This window comes from Nitrospirillum viridazoti CBAmc (assembly GCF_000730165.1).
In the GTDB taxonomy this organism is placed as follows: domain Bacteria; phylum Pseudomonadota; class Alphaproteobacteria; order Azospirillales; family Azospirillaceae; genus Nitrospirillum; species Nitrospirillum viridazoti.
In genome coordinates this window covers 2,440,450-2,456,752 of record NZ_CP022110.1, presented here as the reverse complement: position 1 = coordinate 2,456,752, position 16,303 = coordinate 2,440,450, and the positions used below count along the sequence as shown (strand labels likewise).

Sequence of the window (16,303 nt, the reverse complement as noted above, 5' to 3'; positions counted from 1 at the left end):
AACCGCATGCCGCTCTACCGGGACGACTACGGCGCCTTCTACTGGTCCTTGCGCGGCGATGTGACGGGCGAGGTGGTGCGCGACACGCCTTTCCACAAGGACGCCGGCATGCGGGTGCTGCGGGTCCGCCCGGGGCAGGAGGGGCGCATCCTGTGGACGGTGCGGGGCGCGTTCGCCCTGTTGGGGCTGGAGGCGCTGGGGATCCTGGCGCTGGCCGCCGGTCTGGTCGTCGTCCCCGCCGGCTGGCAGACCGCTCTGGCGGTGAATGCTTTCCTTCCCACCACCATCCTGGCGGTGCTGGCCTTGTCCGTGCTGCTGCCGCTGTCGTGCGAGTGGACGACCGTGCGCCACCCTCTGCGCATCGTATATGGTCAGGCGCCCAGCCTGCTGCTGGCGCCGCTGCTACCCCTCCTGGGGCCGCTGTTTATCGTCCTGGCCACCGCCGTCATATTCTGGCGTCAGCCCGGGGTGTTCAGGGGCCTGCGGACCATCGTGCACGGGGCCGACCTGTGGGTCTGGGGCATCGTGGTGGCCGCCGTGCTGGGGCTGGCCGTGCTGGCCGGCTGGCTGGTCCGCCAGTGCTGGGTGGGCTGGAAAGAGGCCCACCGCCGTCCGCCGCCGCGCGCCCTCGGCCTGAGGGTGGCGGCATCGCGCGAGCGGCGGCGGGACCGGACCGGGTCTTAGAGACTTTCTGACTTAAATTGAATCGCCAGAAAGACTCTAAGCTTTGGTTTTGTCGTGTGATTCACGGTTCAGGTGGTGCCACCTGAACCGATCACACTTTAGGCTTCCGGCTTCTCTTCGGCGGCGGCTTCCTCAGCCTGGGCGGCTTCCCCACCCTTGGCTTCGGCGGCGGCCTTCTCGGCGCGGTAGGTGTCGAAGGCGATCTTCACCGACCGCGCGGCCTCGCTGTCCGGGTAGGCGGCGGCCCACTGGTCGGCGCGGTCGGCGGCGGCGTCGCCATTGCCCATCTGCGCCATCACCGTCAGGGCCCGGGCGTAGAACTGCTGCGGCACCGGATGCGCCGGCGTGGTCTGGATCAGCACCCAGATGATCTGGGCGGCTTCTTCGGCGCGGCCCATGGCGATCAGGGTGTCGGCCAGGGCCAGCCGGGCGTCGCCTTGGGAAGGGTCCAGGGTGGCGCAGGCATGGAACTCGGCGGCGGCCGCGTCCAGCCGGCCGGTGTTGCGCAGGATCAGGCCCAGGTTGAAGTGGGTCTCTGCCCGGTTGGGGTCCAGCTCCAGCGTGCGGCGCCAGGCGTCCTCGGCCCCGGCCAGATCGTTCTTCTGGCCCGAAGCCACGCCCAGGGCGTGCCAGGCCTCGGTGAACTGCGGGTTCAGCTCCACCGCGCGGCGGAAGCTTTCCAGCGCCTCATCCACCTTGCCCTGAGCCAGCAGGGCCATGCCCAGGTTCTGGTGGGGCGGCGGGTGGTTGGGGTTCAGCGACCGCGCCTTCTTCAGCGCCGTCACCGCCTCTTCCAGCTTGCCCAGGCCCTGCAGCACCGCGCCCAGGTTGGACCAGGCGACGCGGATCTCCGGGACGGCGGCGTAGATGCGGATGATGGCGCGGTAGGCGTTCTCCGCCTCCTTCAGCCGGCCCTGGCGATGCAGGTCGGCGGCCACGCGCATGTCGTTGACGAAGGGCGCGCCGGCATTGGCGTCCTTGGAGATTTCCGCGATGCGGCGGCGGCGGTCCTGGCGATTCATGATCTCTTGTCCCTAAAAGCGGCTGGGCCCCGGCTTGGGGCGCCCGCCTCATCCCTGCTTCTGTTCCCGTTAGGCCTTTTCACGCTCGGCCTTTTCGCGTTCAAGGGCGCGCCAGCCGATGTCCCGGCGGCAGAACCCCTCCGGCCAGCGGATGCGGTCCACCGCCTGGTAGGCCAAGGCCTGCGCCTCGGCCACCGTCTTACCCATGGCCGTGACACCCAGCACCCGGCCGCCGTTGGCCAGCACGCGGTCGCCATCAGCCTTCGTACCGGCGTGGAAGACGGTGACCCCATCGACCTTGCCAGCCTCCTCCAGACCCCCGATGGCGGTGTTCTTCACATAATCACCCGGATAGCCCTGGGCCGCCATCACCACGCACAGGGCGGGGTCGTCGTACCAGCGCACATCCACATGGTCCAACTGCCCGTCGCAGGTGGCCAGCAGCAGCGGCACGATGTCGGACTTCAGGCGGCGCATCAGTACCTGGCATTCCGGGTCGCCGAAGCGCGCGTTGAATTCGATCAGGCGTGGCTTCGGTCCTTCCGGGCTCGCAACGATCATCAGCCCGGCGAACAGCACACCGGTGAAGGGCTTGCCCTCCGCCGCCATGCCCTTGACCGTGGGCTCCACGATCTCGCGCATCACCCGATCCTGCAGCTCGGGCGTCAGGACGGGGGCGGGGGAATAGGCCCCCATGCCACCGGTGTTGGGCCCCTGGTCGTTGTCGAACACCCGCTTGTGATCCTGCGCCCCCACCAGGGGCAGGGCGTGGGTGCCGTCGCACAGGGCGAAGAAGCTGGCCTCCTCGCCATCCATGAACTCCTCGACCACAACCTCGGCGCCGGCGCTGCCGAAGCGGCCGTGCAGCATGGCGTCGTCGATGGCGGCGTGCGCCTCCTCCAGGGTCATGGCGATGACGACACCCTTGCCGGCGGCCAGGCCGTCGGCCTTGACCACGATAGGCGCGCCCTGTTCGGTGGCATAGGCCTTGGCGGCGGCGGCATCGGTGAAGCGCCGATAGGCGGCCGTGGGCACGCCGTACTTGGCGCAGATGTCCTTCATGAAGCCCTTGGAGCCTTCCAGGGCGGCTGCGGCCTGGCTGGGGCCGAAGGCCTTGATGCCGGCGGCCGTCAGGCGGTCCACCAGGCCCAGCACCAGCGGCTGCTCCGGCCCCACCACCACCAGGTCCACGGCATTGGACGTGGCGAAGGCCACCAGGCCGTCCACGTCGTCGGCCTTGATGTCCACGCAGCTCGCCACGTCGCGGATGCCGGCGTTGCCGGGCGCGCACCACAGCGTGCCGCACAGGGGGGAGGCTGAGATGGCCCAGCACAGCGCATGCTCCCGCCCGCCGGATCCGACCACCAGGATCTTCATCGCCTCTACCCCCGATCACGATTCCATCTGTTGAGCGGGTGCTTGTATCATGCCCGCGCCATGACTCAAGACTTCCCCGACTCCCCCCCGCCCCCCGCTGCCGATCTCGGCTATGCCGGCGCCACGCCCGTGGCCGGCGGCAACCTGCCCGAGCTCAGCGTTTCCGACCTGTCGCGCGCCCTGAAGCGCACGGTGGAGGAGACGTTCGGCTATGTCCGCGTGCGCGGCGAGGTCAGCCAGCCCAAGCGCGTCTCGTCCGGCCACCTCTACCTGCGCCTGAAGGACGACCAGGCGGTGATCGAGGCCGTGTGCTGGAAGGGCACGGTCATGCGCCTGGCCGTGAAGCCCGAAGACGGGATGGAGGTGGTGTGCACCGGCCGCCTGACGACCTACCCCGGCCGCTCGCAATACCAGCTGATCATCGAGACCATGGAGCTGGCGGGCGAGGGCGCGCTGCTCAAGATGCTGGAGGAGCGCAAGCGCCGGCTGGCGGCGGAGGGCCTGTTCGATGCCCAGCGCAAACGGCCGCTGCCCTTCCTGCCCCGCGTCATCGGCGTGGTGACCTCCCCCACCGGCGCCGTCATTCGCGACATCCTGCACCGCTTGGCCGACCGCTTCCCCCGCCACGTGTTGCTGTGGCCGGTGGCGGTGCAGGGCGAGCAGGCGGCGGCCCAGGTGGCCCGCGCCATCCAGGGCTTCAACGCCATCGCCCCGGGCGGCCCCGTGCCCCGGCCCGACCTGCTGATCGTGGCGCGCGGCGGCGGCAGCCTGGAAGACCTCATGCCCTTCAATGAGGAGGTCGTGGTGCGGGCGGCGGCGGCCAGCCAGATTCCGCTGATCTCCGCCGTGGGGCATGAGACCGATACGACGCTGATCGACTTCGCTTCCGACCGCCGGGCGCCCACGCCCACGGCCGCCGCCGAGATGGCGGTGCCGGTGCGGGCCGAGCTGATGGCCCAGGTCATGGAATGCGGCCGCCGGCTGGAGGGGACCGCCAACCGCCTGCTGGCCGAGCGCCGCAACCGCGTGGAAGGACTGGCGCGCGGCCTGGGCGATCCCCGCGCCCTGTTGGAGGGCTGCGCCCAGCGCCTGGACGACCGGGGGGAGCGTCTGGCCCTGTCCATGACCGGCCTGATCCGCCGCCACCGGACGGAGGTGGCCAAGCTGGGCGCCGGCCTGCGCCATCCGGCCCAGGTGCTGGGCCTGGCCTATGCCCGGCTGGACATCGCCCAGCGGGGGCTGTCCGGCGGCCTGACCCGCCTGCTGGCCGACCGCGCCACCCGCGCCCAGACCCTGGCCCAGCGCCTGACGCCCCAGCCGCTGGTGCGCCGGGCGGAGGAGGGCGGGGCGCGCCTCGACGACCTCGGCCGCCGCCTGGACGCCAGCTTCGGCCGCGCCGTGGCCGATGGCGCCCGCCGGCTGGAAGGCCAGGCCAAGCTGCTGGAGACGCTGTCCTACCGCGGCGTGCTGGCCCGCGGCTTCGCCCTGGTCACCACCGCCGACGGCCACCCCGTGACCAAGGTGGCGGATGCCCCTGCCGGCGGCCGCGTGCGGGTGGAATTCATCGACGGCGCCGTGGGCGCCACCCTGGACGGGGAAGGGGCGCCTGCGCCGGTTCCGACACCGGCCCCGCCCCGCGAGTCGACCCCCGCGCCCAAGCCGCGCGCGGCGGCCCGGCCCAGCGGCCAGGGCAGCCTGTTTTAACGATAAGGCCCCATGCCCGCAGGCGAACTTATTTCGGCCAGCGGCGGTGGGTCCACAGCCATTGGCCGGGGTTTTCCAGCACCCATCGTTCCAGCAGCTGGTTCACCGCCACGGTGATGGCGCGGATGTCGGCCGGGCGGTCGCCCGTGGGCGCCGGCAGGTCCATGGGCGGAAAGACCTCGATGCGGAAGCGGGCGCCCCTGGGCTTGCGCGTCACGCGCATGGGCACGACGACGGCGCCGTGGCGCACCACCACATCTCCGGCGATGGTGCCGGTCATGGCGTCATGGCCCAGGAAGGGCACGGCGATGCCCTCGTTCAGCTTCTGGTCGGCCAGGATGCCCAAGATGCCGCCCGCCCGCATGGCCGCCAGGATGCCCTTGGCGGAGGCGCGACCCTTGGGCACCAGGGTGGTGCCCAGTTCGCCCCGCGCCTCGGCCAGCAGCTTGTCGACGGAGGGGTTGTTGGGGGCGCGGTAGATGGCGGTCATGGTGGCGCCGCACTTGAACACGGTCATGGCCACCAGTTCCCAATTGCCGAAATGGCCGGTCAGGATGACGCCCGGCTTGCCATCGGTCATCAGGCCCCGCACGTGCTCCGCCCCGATCAGCTCCACCCGCTGCTCCCACTCGCGGGAGATGGTCTTCAGGTGCGGATATTCGGCCAGGGTGCGGCACAGGTTGTCCCAGGACTCCCGCGCCACGCGCCGGCGCCCCGCCGCGTCCAGCTGGGGCATGGCCCGTTCCAGGTTGCGCAGCACCTTGGCGTTGCCGCCGATGCGCGGCCCCAGGGTGCGCCCGATCCAGCCGCCGAAGTCCGATGCCATGTCGGCCGGCAGCAGGCCCAGCAGGCGGAACAGGGCGCGGATGCCCGCCGCCTCGATGGCGTAGCGCAGGGAGGAGGGCTGGGTACCGTGCTCGGCCATGGAAACTCCCGTGCCGGTCCCCATGGCGATGGGCCGGCCGTCCTGGAAGGGTTGGGGATAGCACCCTATCCGAACCCAGAAAGACGACCTCCAAGGCGGACAAAAGCGGGGGCCGCCGGGTCCCAACGCCGGTGGCGGCTAAAGCTATCGGGTGCTTTTTGTCACGGGTCAAGCGCGGCGGGCCGGGCGGATCGGTCCGGCCGGCGCTCGGCCCTAGTCGGGCCAGCGGTTGTGGCTCCACATCCATTGGCCGGGATGCGCCCGCACCCACCCCTCCAGCACGGCGTTCACGGCCTCCATGCCGGCGCGGGTGTCGGCGGCGCGGTCGCCGCTGCTCTTAAGGGCCAGGGGCGCCATGGCCTCGACGCGGAAACGCCGGTCCCCTCCCTTGTCCGCAGCCAGCCGCGTGACCCGGATGGGCACGATGGGGGCGCCGTAGCGCAGGGCCAGGTCGGCGGTGAAGGTGCCGGTCATGGCGTCGCGGCCGAAGAAGGGCACGGGGATGCCCTCGTTCAGTTTCTGGTCGGGCAGCACACCGATATGGCCGCCGCCGCGGAGGGCGGCCACCATGCCCCGGGCGGCGTCGCGACCCTTGGGCACCAGCAGGGCGTGCAGCGGGCGGCGCGCCCGCGCCAGCAGGCGGTCGACCCAGCGGTTGTTGGGCGCGCGGTAGACGATGGTGAGGGGCAGACCCAGTTTTTGGCAGGCCAACCCCGCCAGTTCCCAGTTGGCCAGATGCGCGGTGACGCAGATGCCCGGGCGGCCATCATCGCGCAGGGCCCGCAGATGCTCCGCCCCCACCATCTCCACCCGGCGGTCCCAATCGCGGGCGATGGTTTTGATGTGGGGGTATTCCGCCAGGGTGCGGCCCAGGTTCTCCCACGATTGGCGGGCGATGGTCCGGCGCCGCTCCTCCGGCAGTTCCGGCATGGCCCGTTGCAGGCGGCGCAGCACCTTGGCGTGAGTGCGAAGACGGGGCCCCACGATGCGGCCCGCCCAGGCGCCCACGGCGGAGGCTGCGTCCAGCGGCAGCAGGCCCAGGACGGCGTAGATCAGGTAGGCGGCGACCGCCTCCAGCCGGTGCCCCAGGATGCGGTCAAAGGCGCGACGCCGGGGGCTGTGCTTAGCCATGGCGCCCACTGGTGCAAAACAAGCTCATACGCGGATCAGCGGGCGCCAAGGTGCGCGCCCGTCCCTGGGAATCCGGGTCTCTAGGACACCGTTCCCAGAACACGCTCCAGCGCGCCGGGATCGTCGAAAGCCAGCACCACGGGCAGGGCTTTTATGGCGGTTTGGTGCGCGGCGGGTAGTCGCACCCAGTCCTTCTCGGTCGTCAGCGGCACGGCACCCAGGGCGGCGGCGCGCGCCAGCAGGCGGGTGACCTCAGCCTCGGCATAGGGGTGGTGGTCGGGGAAGGGCACCACCTCCGCCATCGCCAGGCCCAGCTCACGGCAGGTGTCGAAGAACTTGCCCGGCCGGCCGATGCCGGCGAAGGCCAGGACCGGCCGGCCGGCCAGCCCGGCGGCCACGGCTGCGTCCGGCACCAGTCGCGCGGTCAGGATGGGCAGGGCGGGGGCGAGTGCTGCCACGCTCGCTCTGGCCCCCGTACGGTCGGCACCCACGATCACTACGGCGTCCGCCCTTGCCAGGCCGTCACCCAGGACCTCGCGCAGGGGGCCGGCCGGGATGACGTGGCCGTTGCCGAAGCCCGCGCCGCCGTCCACCACCAGCAGCGACAGGTCCTTGGCCAGGGCCGGGTTCTGAAAGCCGTCGTCCATCACCACGGCCTCGGCGCCGCCATCGCGCGCGGCCCGGGCGCCGGCCAGGCGGTCCGCCGATATCCAGGCTGGGGCGGTGCGCGACAGCAGCAGCGGCTCATCCCCCACGTCGGCGGCGCCATGCCGGGCCGGATCGACCCGCAGGGGGCCCTTCAGCCGGCCGCCATAGCCGCGCGACAGGTAGTGGGCCTGGAGGCCCCGGGCGCGCAAGTGCCGCATCACCGCCTGTGACAGCGGCGTCTTGCCGGCACCGCCCGCCACCAAATTGCCGATGCAGATGACGGGGATGCCGACGTCCTGCGGCGTGGCTTTGGTTTGGCGCCGGCGGGCGCCGAGGGCGTAGAGGCACGCCAGGGGGCTCAACAGCGCCGCCAGCGGCCCGGCGGGGCGATACCAGAAGCCGGGGGCCTTCACCGGGCATCCCCGGTCAGATGCACGCCCGCTTCGGCCAGCAGGGGCGCCAGGGCCGCCATCACCCGGTCCACGGCGTGGCGGTTGTCGTCGGCCACGGCCTTGGCGGCGGCGGCCTGGGCCTCGCGCGCCTCCGGGTCGGTCAGCAGGGCGTGCACCGCCTCAGCCAGGCCTTCGACATCCGGCACGCGCCGGGCGCCACCGGCCGCCTCCAGCGTCGCGGCGATCTCCGCGAAGTTATGCATGTGCGGGCCGTAGATGACGGCGGCCCCCAACTGCGCGGGCTCGATGGGGTTGTGCCCGCCCACCGGCACGAAGGATCCGCCGATGGCGGCCACCGGCGCCAGGCGAAAGAACAGCCCCAGTTCCCCCAGTGTGTCGGCCACGTGCACGGCGTCGGTGGCGTCCGGCAGGGCGCCGGTGGCGCGGCGGCTGACGGTCAGGCCTTGGGCCTGGAAGGCGGCGGCGATCTCCGGCCCCCGCGCGGGGTGGCGGGGCACCACCAGGGTTAGCAGGCTCGGTATGCGGGGGGCCAGGCGCTGGTGCACCTGGACGGCCAAGTCATCCTCACCCGGGTGGGTACTGGCAAGGACCCAGGCGGGCCGGCCGGCCACGGCGGCCTGGAGGGCGGCCAGGGCCTGGGGCTCCGCCGGCAAGGGACTGGTGGAGTATTTCAGGTTGCCGACGCAGCGCACGTCGGCCAGGCCCAAATCGCGCAGGCGCCCGGCCTCCGTCGCCGTCTGCGCCAGCGCCAGGCGGAAGGTGGACAGCAGGCGATGGGCGGTGCGCGGCGCGCGGCGCCAGTTGCGGTGGCTGCCGGCCGACAGGCGGGCGTTCACCAGGGCGGCGGGTACCTGGGCCTTACGCAGAGCGCGCAGCAGGTTGGGCCAGAATTCCGATTCGATCCACAGCGCCGCGTCGGGCCGCCAGTGGTCCATGAAACGGGCCACGGCCGCTGGCAGGTCCACGGGCACGAACTGGTGGATGGCGCCCGGCGGCAGGCGCTGCGCCATCAGGGTGGCGGAGGTGACGGTGCCGGTGGTGACCAGGACGGTGGGCCGGGGCGACAGGGTCAGCAGCCGGTCGATCAGCGGCAGCACGGCCATGGATTCGCCCACGCTGGCGGCGTGCAGCCAGATCAGCCGGCCAGGGGGGCGGGGCAGGCCGGCATGGCCCAGGCGCTCGGGCAGACGGTGGGGGTCTTCCTTGCCGGCGGCCAGCCGCCGGTCCAGTAGGCGGCGGACGGCGGGGCCGGCCAGGGCGGTCAGCCCGCGATAAAGCGCTTCCAGCATGCCGATCGTGTCAGGGGAACGGATAGGGCGGCGGGGCGGCCCGCCACGGTCGCCGCCACCCTAGCACCGGGTCCGCGCCGTCTTCAATGAACGCGGGAACCCCTACGGTCAGCTGGCCTTCTTGGTCTCGTCGGCCTGCGGGGCCGGGTCCAGGACGGGCACCGGGTCCAGGGCCGGATGGCCGCGGAAGGGGCGCAGGTTGTTCAGGAACTGCGCAGCGGACGCGGACCAGGAGAAGGTCAGGGCGTGGCGGCGGCACTTGTCGCCTGGAATCTCCAGGGCGGCCAGGGCGGCCTTGCGCAAATCCTCGTCCAGCACGGCTACGTCCGACCCCGCCAGCACGTCCAGCGGCCCCGGCACCGGGTACGCCGCCACCGGCACGCCGGAGGCCAGTGCCTCCAGCAGCACCAGGCCGAAGGTGTCGGTGCGCGAGGGGAAGACGAAGACGTCGCCGGCGGCATAGTGCCTGGCCAGCTCTTCCCCATGCTTGGGGCCGACGAACTGGGCGGCCGGGTACTTGGCCTTCAGGTCGTCCAACTGCGGGCCGCCGCCCACCACCACCTTGGTGCCCGGCAGGTCCAGCGACAGGAAGGCCTCGATGTTCTTCTCCACCGCCACCCGGCCCACATACATGAAGATGGGGCGGGGGAAAGGCAGGAAGTCCTTCTCTCGCGGGCGGAACAGGTCGGTGTCGACGCCGCGCGACCAACGCTTGATGTTGCGGAAGCCCCTGTCCACCAGGTCGTTCTCGATGGACGGCGTCGCCACCATGACGGCCGAGGCGGGCGCATGGAAGCGGCGCACCAGGGCGTAGCTGAGGCGCAGCGGGATGGGGAAGCGGTCGCGGACGTATTCCGGGAAGCGCGTGTGGTAGGCGGTGGTGAAGGGGATGCGCCGGCGTAGGCAATAGCGCCGCGCGGCTAGGCCCAGGGGCCCTTCCGTCGCAATGTGGATGGCGTCGGGCGCGATCTCGTCGATCATGCGGCGCAGCCGGGCGCCGGGCTTCAGCGCCAGCCGGATTTCCGGATATGTCGGCATGGGCACGGTGCGGAAGCGGTCCGGGGCGATGACCTCGACCTCATGACCCAGCTGGCGCAATTCATCGCGCGTCGTGGTCAGGGTGCGGACCACGCCGTTCACCTGGGGGTGCCAGGCGTCCGTGACAATCAGGATTTTCACGCTGCAGCCTTCTGCGTCGTCCCGCCCGGCTGCCCAGGCTGGCGTGCCGCCGCGCGCTTGCGCACCTCGTCCGCCCAATGAAGGATCTCCAGCGTGCCGTCGGCGTGCTCGACCAATGCGGTACACGATTCCACCCAGTCCCCGTCGTTGCAGTAGAGGACACCACCCATGTCACGCATCTCGGCGTGGTGGATGTGGCCACAAATGATGCCGTCGACCTGCCGGCGCTTGGCCTCGTCCGCCAGCGCCTGCTCGTAATTGCCGATGAACTCCACCGCTTTCTTGGTGCGGTTCTTCAGGTAGGCGGACAGCGACCAGTACTGGAAGCCGAAGCGGCGGCGGGCGGCGTTCAGCCAGGTGTTCAGGGTCAGCAGCACCGTGTAGGCGCTGTCCCCGACATAGGCCAGCCACTTGGCGTACTTCACCACCGCGTCGAACAGGTCGCCGTGCAGCACCAGGAAGCGGCGGCCGTCGGCGGTGGTGTGGACCGCGTCCTCCAGGATGGTGACGCCGCCGAACTGCAGGCCGATGAAGTCGCGGAAGACTTCGTCATGGTTGCCGGGGATCAGGAAGACCTTGGTGCCCTTGCGCACCCGGCGCAGCACCTTCTGTACCACGTCGTTATGGGCCTGCGGCCAATACCAGCCCTTTTTCAGGCGCCACCCGTCGACGATGTCGCCGACCAGGTACAGGTATTCCGACTCGGTGTGCTTCAGGAAATCCAGCAGCATGTCGGCCTGGCAACCGCGGGTTCCCAGATGCAGATCGGAGAGCCATATGCTGCGGTACCGCCGCGGGGCCTCGTGTTCCGTCTCCATGTCCGTCTCCATGCTACGCCCCCGAGATGACCCACGCAGACAATCAATAGTAATGTTGACAGGGCTATACCGCAGCATGTAGGGCAAGACAAATGGTGATGAAGGAAAGTTCAAGGAATTCACCATATATTCACGGGGCATTCATAAATATGTCTTCCGCCCTTCACTTGGCTGTCACGGAACCTGTGTCCGCGCCCGCGCGCCGACTATTGATCATTCACAATCCTGTGGCGGGCCGTCGCCGGCGGGGCTTGATGGGGCGTGTGGTCGATGCCTTGCGCCAGGGCGGGGCCGACGTGGCGGTGGTGGAAACCACCGGTCCGCGCGACGCCGAGCGCCTAGCCGGCCTGGCCGCCTCCGGCGCGCTGACGGACGGGCGCATCCCCGACGCCATCGTGGCCTCGGGCGGCGACGGCACCATCAACGAGGTGGTGAATGGCCTTTTGGCGGCGGCGACCCGGTCGCCGCCGGGCCCGCGCCTGACCCCCCTGGGCCTGATCCCCCTGGGCACGGCCAATGTGCTGGCGGCGGAGCTGGACCTGCCGTCCGGCGTGGCCGAGCTCGCGCGCACCCTGGCGGGCGCGGTGCCGCGCACCATCCATGCCGGGCGCGCCAACGGCCGCCTGTTCACGATGATGGCCGGCGTGGGCCTGGACGCCCATGTGGTGGAGGGGGTGGATCCCGGGGTGAAGCGCCGGATCGGCAAGGGCGCCTATGTGCTGGAAAGCCTGGCGCAGATCGCGCGCTGGCCCAGCCCGCGCTATCGCGTGATCACGACGGACGCGGCCGGCCATGTCCGCGAGCACGAGGCGGCGTCCTGCATTGTGGCCAAGGGTCATTTCTATGGTGGCCGCTTCGTCTGCGCGCCCGACGCCCGGCTGGACGAAAGTGGCTTCCACGTCTGCCTGTTCGAGGCGGGCGGGCGGCTGGCGGCGCTGGGCTATGGCGCGGCGCTGGTGACGGGCCGGCTGGCCCGCTGGACGGAAGCGAAGGGGGGATCGGGGTACCGCGTGGTGCCGGCGGTGCGGGTGCGGATTGAGGGGCCGGTTGGCGATCCGGTGCAGGGGGATGGCGATACCATCGCCCGGCTGCCGGTGGATATGGAAACGGCGGCGCCTTTCCGTGTGCTGGCGCCGCCGCTCCGCCCCGTGTCCCGTCTGCCCTGAAGGGGGCGCTGGTCTGCCCCCTGGCGTCAAATCAGGCAACGCTACTGAAGCCGGTGTTCAGGCAACTCTGGTTCCAGGCAACGCTAGGCCACTCGACCGGTACGCGACTCCAAGACTTTATAAACCTCAGGCCACCTAAAATTGGGTTCTCATCAGGCAACTCAGGCTCCGATGGGGCCCAAGGCCCCCTCGTTCTTTAGTATAGCGGCGGACGCTCAGCGGCCCGCTTGCGCGCCGGCCTCGGCCGTGGCGCGCGGCACGCGGCCACGCCACACGGACAGGCATTCCTCGGCGCTCTCGCCGGTGCCGATGCAGTACCAGCCGCGGCGGTCGTTGAAGTAAAGGCGATAGGTGCCGCGGCGATCACGCTCGAACCGGAAGACCGGGCGGTCCAGGTTGGGGAAGCGCACGATCAGCTGATCATGGTCCGGCGCGGTGTGGCGGCTGACCGTTTCCCACAGGCCCCGCTCCAGCTTGGGCTGGGCGACGCTGTTCCACTCGGTCAGATCGAAGGGGGTGAAGCGGGCAGAGGAGAAGGGGACGACAGTCATGACTCACCAGCACTCTGCCACCCTGGATCGGAGGCGCCCGGAAGGTTCCGGACTTTTCGTCAGTGCGCCGGGTGGCTTTGGCGCGTTGAGGGGACTATGCGGCCCCAACTGTTAATGGCGCCTTAAAGCGGGCTGCTCACCCGTGGGATAGTATGCTTTGGATGGAGTGATGGAGTTGCGCCCTGCGACATCCTGTGTTAAGTGCACGACGCCCGACGCCGGGGTGGTTTTTGCCCGGTTCGGACCCACATTGCTAAGGCCCTGAAATCCTTCAGGTCTGCGGATTAACCGAGGTTTCCAGGTGGCATCCCAAGGCACAGTCGTATCCGGACTGGCGGCCCGCTACGCGGCGGCGCTGTTCGACCTTGCCGACGAGCAGAAGGCGCTGGACCAAACCGCGCAGGACCTGACGTCGCTCAAGCAGGTTCTCGCCGAAAGCGCAGACCTGCGTCGCGTTGTGCGCAGCCCCGTCCTGTCGCGTGCCGAGCAGGCCCGCGCCATGGAGGCGGTGCTGTCACAGGCGGGCACGTCCGAGCTTGTGCGCAAGTTTATTGGTCTGGTCGCCCAGAACCGCCGGCTTTTCGCCCTCGACGGCATGATCGTCGCCTTCCTTGCCGAGCTGGCCCAGCGCCGCGGCGAAGAGACGGCCACCGTCATCTCGGCCCGCCCGCTGACGGAAGAGCAGCTGTCGGCCGTGACCGACGCGCTCAAGAAGGCCCTGGGCTCCAAAGTCTCCGTCGCCGCCAGCGTCGACCCGACGCTGCTGGGCGGCATGATCGTTAAGGTCGGATCGCGCATGATCGACAGTTCCGTGCGCACCAAACTGACCAAGCTGAAAATCGCCATGAAAGGGGTGGGCTGATGGAAATCCGCGCCGCAGAGATTTCCGCGATCCTGAAACAGCAGATCGCGAATTTCGGCACCGAGGCCGATGTTGCTGAAGTGGGCCAGGTGCTCTCGGTCGGCGACGGTGTTGCCCGCATCCATGGCCTGGACAAGGTCCAGGCCGGTGAGATGGTCGAGTTCCCGGGCGGGATTCAGGGCCTGGCCCTGAACCTGGAAGCCGACAACGTCGGCGCCGTGATCTTCGGCGACGACCGCGCCATCAAGGAAGGCGACACGGTGAAGCGCACGGGCGCCATCGTCGAGGTTCCGGTGGGCCGCGGCCTGCTGGGCCGCGTCGTGGACGGCCTGGGCAACCCCATCGACGGCAAGGGCCCGCTGGTCGACGTCGTGCGCAAGCGCGTCGAGGTGAAGGCCCCCGGCATCATCCCGCGCAAGTCGGTGCACGAGCCCATGCAGACCGGCCTGAAGGCCGTGGACGCCCTGGTGCCCGTCGGCCGTGGCCAGCGTGAGCTGATCATCGGCGACCGTCAGACCGGCAAGACCGCCGTTGCCATCGATGCCTTCATCAACCAGAAGGGCATCAACGCCGGCGGCGATGAATCCAAGAAGCTCTACTGCATCTACGTGGCCGTCGGCCAGAAGCGCTCCACGGTCGCCCAGATCGTGAAGACGCTGGAGGAAGCCGGCGCGATGGAATACTCCATCGTCGTGGCCGCCACCGCGTCCGAGCCGGCGCCGCTGCAGTACCTGGCGCCCTACACCGGCTGCGCCATGGGCGAGTTCTTCCGCGACAACGGCATGCACGCCCTGATCGTGTACGACGACCTGTCCAAGCAGGCCGTCGCCTACCGTCAGATGTCCCTGCTGCTGCGCCGTCCGCCGGGCCGCGAAGCCTACCCCGGCGACGTGTTCTACCTGCACAGCCGCCTGCTGGAACGCGCCTGCAAGATGGCCGATGGCTACGGCGCCGGCTCGCTGACGGCCCTGCCCATCATCGAGACCCAGGCGGGTGACGTGTCGGCCTACATCCCGACGAACGTCATCTCCATCACCGACGGCCAGATCTTCCTGGAAACCGGCCTGTTCTACCGCGGTATCCGCCCGGCCATTAACGTCGGCCTGTCGGTCAGCCGCGTCGGCTCCGCCGCCCAGATCAAGGCGATGAAGCAGGTCGCCGGCACCATTAAGCTGGAACTGGCCCAGTACCGCGAAATGGCCGCCTTCGCCCAGTTCGCCTCGGACCTGGACGCCGCCACCCAGCGCCTGCTGAACCGCGGTGCCCGCCTGACCGAGCTGCTGAAGCAGCCGCAGTACAGCCCGCTGCCGGTGGAAGAGCAGGTGGTCTCCATCTTCGCCGGCGTGAAGGGCTTCCTGGACAAGGTGAAGGTCGAGGACGTGAACCGCTTCGAGGCGCGCTTCCTGGACGAGATCCGCAGCAAGGGCCAGGACATCCTGACCGCGATCCGCACCGACAAGCAGATCAGCAAGGACACCGAGGAAAAGCTGAAGGCCTTCCTGGAGAGCTTCTCCAAGGTCTTCGCCTGATCCCCGCAAACGGCGGGCGGCGCCGTCATGGCCGCCGCCCGCCCAAGTCTCCCTAGGAAGTGAAGGCACGGCATGCCCAGCCTTAAGGACCTCAAGATCCGGATCGACAGCGTCAAGTCGACGCAGAAGATCACCTCGGCCCTGAAGATGGTGGCGGCCAGCAAGCTGCGCCGCGCCCAGGAACAGGCCGAAGCCGGGCGTCCCTATGCCGAGCGCATGGGCCGCATGCTCTCCTCCCTCGCCGCCAACGTGCCGGCGGGCGCGCAGGGCCCGAAGCTGATGGCGGGCACCGGTTCCGACAAGACGCATCTGCTGATCGTCCTGACCGGCGACCGCGGCCTATGCGGCGGCTTCAACGCCACCATCGTCCGCGAGGCCAAGCGCCAGGTCACCCGTCTGACAGGCGAGGGCAAGACCGTGAAGCTGCTGACGGTGGGACGCAAGGGCCGCGACCTGCTGCGTCGCGAGTTCGGCTCGATGATCGTCCACAGCTACGAGAACCTGGGCGGCAAGCGCCTGGGCTTCGCCGACGCGGCCCAGGTCGCGGACAAGGTGCTGGAGCTGTTCGACGCCGGTGAATTCGACGTCGCCTCCATCATCTTCAACAAGTTCAAGTCGGCGATGACGCAGATCGTCACCGTTCAGCAGATCGTCCCGTTCGCCGTGGCGGCCACGACGGAAGAGGCCCCGACCTCCACCGAGCCCAAGGCCATCTACGAGTTCGAGCCGTCGGAGGAGGACATCCTCAACGACCTGCTGCCGCGCAACCTTTCCATCCAGGTGTACACCGCCCTGCTGGAAAGCTCGGCCTCGTTCTTCGGCGCGCAGATGACCGCCATGGACAACGCCACGCGCAACGCCGGCGACACGATCAAGAAGCTGACGCTTAACTACAACCGCACGCGCCAGGCCTTCATCACCAAGGAGCTGATCGAGATCATCTCCGGTGCTGAAGCGGTCTGACGGCGCCACGACAACATTCGCAAGGGTCCGAGGGAGCTTACC

At 69.9% G+C, this 16,303-nt stretch carries 15 protein-coding genes; 6 read left to right on the top strand and 9 right to left on the bottom strand.

All coding sequences use genetic code 11. The features are described 5' to 3' along the window. Positions 1 to 6 precede the first annotated feature (6 nt). Positions 7 to 684, top strand: coding sequence for a hypothetical protein (locus tag Y958_RS11270; RefSeq protein ID WP_088872051.1), 678 nt, complete (start codon positions 7 to 9; stop codon positions 682 to 684). Positions 685 to 782: 98 nt separating this feature from the next. Here Y958_RS11270 and Y958_RS11265 read toward each other — a convergent pair whose 3' ends face one another. Continuing rightward, a complete protein-coding gene (locus Y958_RS11265; RefSeq protein ID WP_088872050.1) occupies positions 783 to 1,706 on the bottom strand; it encodes a tetratricopeptide repeat protein in 924 nt (307 codons plus the stop codon). 69 nt (positions 1,707 to 1,775) lie between these two features. Then, complete coding sequence (purD, locus tag Y958_RS11260; protein ID WP_088872049.1) at positions 1,776 to 3,083, bottom strand: phosphoribosylamine--glycine ligase; 1,308 nt, start codon at positions 3,081 to 3,083, stop codon at positions 1,776 to 1,778. A 60-nt stretch (positions 3,084 to 3,143) separates the two neighbouring features. Between purD and xseA the strand changes: the two genes are divergently transcribed. After that, positions 3,144 to 4,787: an exodeoxyribonuclease VII large subunit gene (xseA, locus tag Y958_RS11255; RefSeq protein WP_088872602.1), complete on the top strand. Its 1,644-nt coding sequence runs from the start codon at positions 3,144 to 3,146 to the stop codon at positions 4,785 to 4,787. Between the two features lie 28 nt (positions 4,788 to 4,815). On the opposite strand, the gene Y958_RS11250 is transcribed toward xseA, so the two are convergent. From Y958_RS11250 to Y958_RS11225, 6 genes are all read right to left on the bottom strand, one after another. Continuing rightward, positions 4,816 to 5,712: a lysophospholipid acyltransferase family protein gene (locus Y958_RS11250; RefSeq protein WP_186291160.1), complete on the bottom strand. Its 897-nt coding sequence runs from the start codon at positions 5,710 to 5,712 to the stop codon at positions 4,816 to 4,818. A gap of 213 nt (positions 5,713 to 5,925) precedes the next feature. After that, positions 5,926 to 6,843 (bottom strand): lysophospholipid acyltransferase family protein, encoded by a 918-nt coding sequence (locus Y958_RS11245; RefSeq protein WP_145727864.1) that lies wholly within the window; start codon positions 6,841 to 6,843, stop codon positions 5,926 to 5,928. 80 nt (positions 6,844 to 6,923) lie between these two features. Then, positions 6,924 to 7,904, bottom strand: a complete 981-nt coding sequence (lpxK, locus tag Y958_RS11240; protein WP_088872046.1) for a tetraacyldisaccharide 4'-kinase — start codon at positions 7,902 to 7,904, stop codon at positions 6,924 to 6,926. Further along, complete coding sequence (locus Y958_RS11235) at positions 7,901 to 9,193, bottom strand: 3-deoxy-D-manno-octulosonic acid transferase (protein ID WP_088872045.1); 1,293 nt, start codon at positions 9,191 to 9,193, stop codon at positions 7,901 to 7,903. Before Y958_RS11235 ends, lpxK begins: the two co-directional genes overlap by 4 nt. Before the next feature lie 108 nt (positions 9,194 to 9,301). Beyond that, the gene (locus Y958_RS11230) at positions 9,302 to 10,372 is read right to left on the bottom strand and encodes a glycosyltransferase family 4 protein (RefSeq protein WP_088872044.1); all 1,071 of its coding nucleotides are present in this window, start codon (positions 10,370 to 10,372) and stop codon (positions 9,302 to 9,304) included. Further along, positions 10,369 to 11,202: a UDP-2,3-diacylglucosamine diphosphatase gene (locus Y958_RS11225; protein WP_244909269.1), complete on the bottom strand. Its 834-nt coding sequence runs from the start codon at positions 11,200 to 11,202 to the stop codon at positions 10,369 to 10,371. The genes Y958_RS11230 and Y958_RS11225 overlap by 4 nt, the downstream gene beginning before the upstream one ends. 242 nt (positions 11,203 to 11,444) lie before the next feature. Here Y958_RS11225 and Y958_RS11220 point away from each other — a divergent pair, with 242 nt between their 5' ends. Further along, positions 11,445 to 12,356, top strand: a complete 912-nt coding sequence (locus Y958_RS11220; protein WP_244909268.1) for a diacylglycerol/lipid kinase family protein — start codon at positions 11,445 to 11,447, stop codon at positions 12,354 to 12,356. Between the two features lie 215 nt (positions 12,357 to 12,571). Here Y958_RS11220 and Y958_RS11215 read toward each other — a convergent pair whose 3' ends face one another. After that, on the bottom strand, positions 12,572 to 12,907 hold the full coding sequence (locus Y958_RS11215) for a hypothetical protein (protein WP_088872042.1): 336 nt from the start codon (positions 12,905 to 12,907) through the stop codon (positions 12,572 to 12,574). A gap of 301 nt (positions 12,908 to 13,208) precedes the next feature. Between Y958_RS11215 and Y958_RS11210 the strand changes: the two genes are divergently transcribed. The 3 genes from Y958_RS11210 to Y958_RS11200 all read left to right on the top strand — a co-directional run bounded on the left by Y958_RS11210 (position 13,209) and on the right by Y958_RS11200 (position 16,261). Continuing rightward, the gene (locus Y958_RS11210) at positions 13,209 to 13,769 is read left to right on the top strand and encodes a F0F1 ATP synthase subunit delta (RefSeq protein ID WP_088872041.1); all 561 of its coding nucleotides are present in this window, start codon (positions 13,209 to 13,211) and stop codon (positions 13,767 to 13,769) included. Further along, positions 13,769 to 15,298, top strand: a complete 1,530-nt coding sequence (gene atpA, locus Y958_RS11205; protein WP_088872040.1) for a F0F1 ATP synthase subunit alpha — start codon at positions 13,769 to 13,771, stop codon at positions 15,296 to 15,298. The genes Y958_RS11210 and atpA overlap by 1 nt, the downstream gene beginning before the upstream one ends. A 72-nt stretch (positions 15,299 to 15,370) precedes the next feature. Then, the gene (locus tag Y958_RS11200; RefSeq protein ID WP_088872039.1) at positions 15,371 to 16,261 is read left to right on the top strand and encodes a F0F1 ATP synthase subunit gamma; all 891 of its coding nucleotides are present in this window, start codon (positions 15,371 to 15,373) and stop codon (positions 16,259 to 16,261) included. Positions 16,262 to 16,303: the final 42 nt, after the last annotated feature.

Excerpts from the sequence above, each read along its gene's own strand:
- Y958_RS11250 (WP_186291160.1), bottom strand. The coding sequence starts at position 5,712 with ATGGCCGAGCACGGTACCCAGCCCTCCTCCCTGCGCTACGCCATCGAG.
- atpA (WP_088872040.1), top strand. The coding sequence starts at position 13,769 with ATGGAAATCCGCGCCGCAGAGATTTCCGCGATCCTGAAACAGCAGATC.
- xseA (WP_088872602.1), top strand. The coding sequence starts at position 3,144 with ATGACTCAAGACTTCCCCGACTCCCCCCCGCCCCCCGCTGCCGATCTC.
- Y958_RS11270 (WP_088872051.1), top strand. The coding sequence starts at position 7 with ATGCCGCTCTACCGGGACGACTACGGCGCCTTCTACTGGTCCTTGCGC.
- Y958_RS11200 (WP_088872039.1), top strand. The coding sequence starts at position 15,371 with ATGCCCAGCCTTAAGGACCTCAAGATCCGGATCGACAGCGTCAAGTCG.
- Y958_RS11235 (WP_088872045.1), bottom strand. The coding sequence starts at position 9,193 with ATGCTGGAAGCGCTTTATCGCGGGCTGACCGCCCTGGCCGGCCCCGCC.
- Y958_RS11265 (WP_088872050.1), bottom strand. The coding sequence starts at position 1,706 with ATGAATCGCCAGGACCGCCGCCGCCGCATCGCGGAAATCTCCAAGGAC.
- Y958_RS11215 (WP_088872042.1), bottom strand. The coding sequence starts at position 12,907 with ATGACTGTCGTCCCCTTCTCCTCTGCCCGCTTCACCCCCTTCGATCTG.
- Y958_RS11245 (WP_145727864.1), bottom strand. The coding sequence starts at position 6,843 with ATGGCTAAGCACAGCCCCCGGCGTCGCGCCTTTGACCGCATCCTGGGG.
- purD (WP_088872049.1), bottom strand. The coding sequence starts at position 3,083 with ATGAAGATCCTGGTGGTCGGATCCGGCGGGCGGGAGCATGCGCTGTGC.
- Y958_RS11220 (WP_244909268.1), top strand. The coding sequence starts at position 11,445 with ATGGGGCGTGTGGTCGATGCCTTGCGCCAGGGCGGGGCCGACGTGGCG.
- Y958_RS11225 (WP_244909269.1), bottom strand. The coding sequence starts at position 11,202 with ATGGAGACGGACATGGAGACGGAACACGAGGCCCCGCGGCGGTACCGC.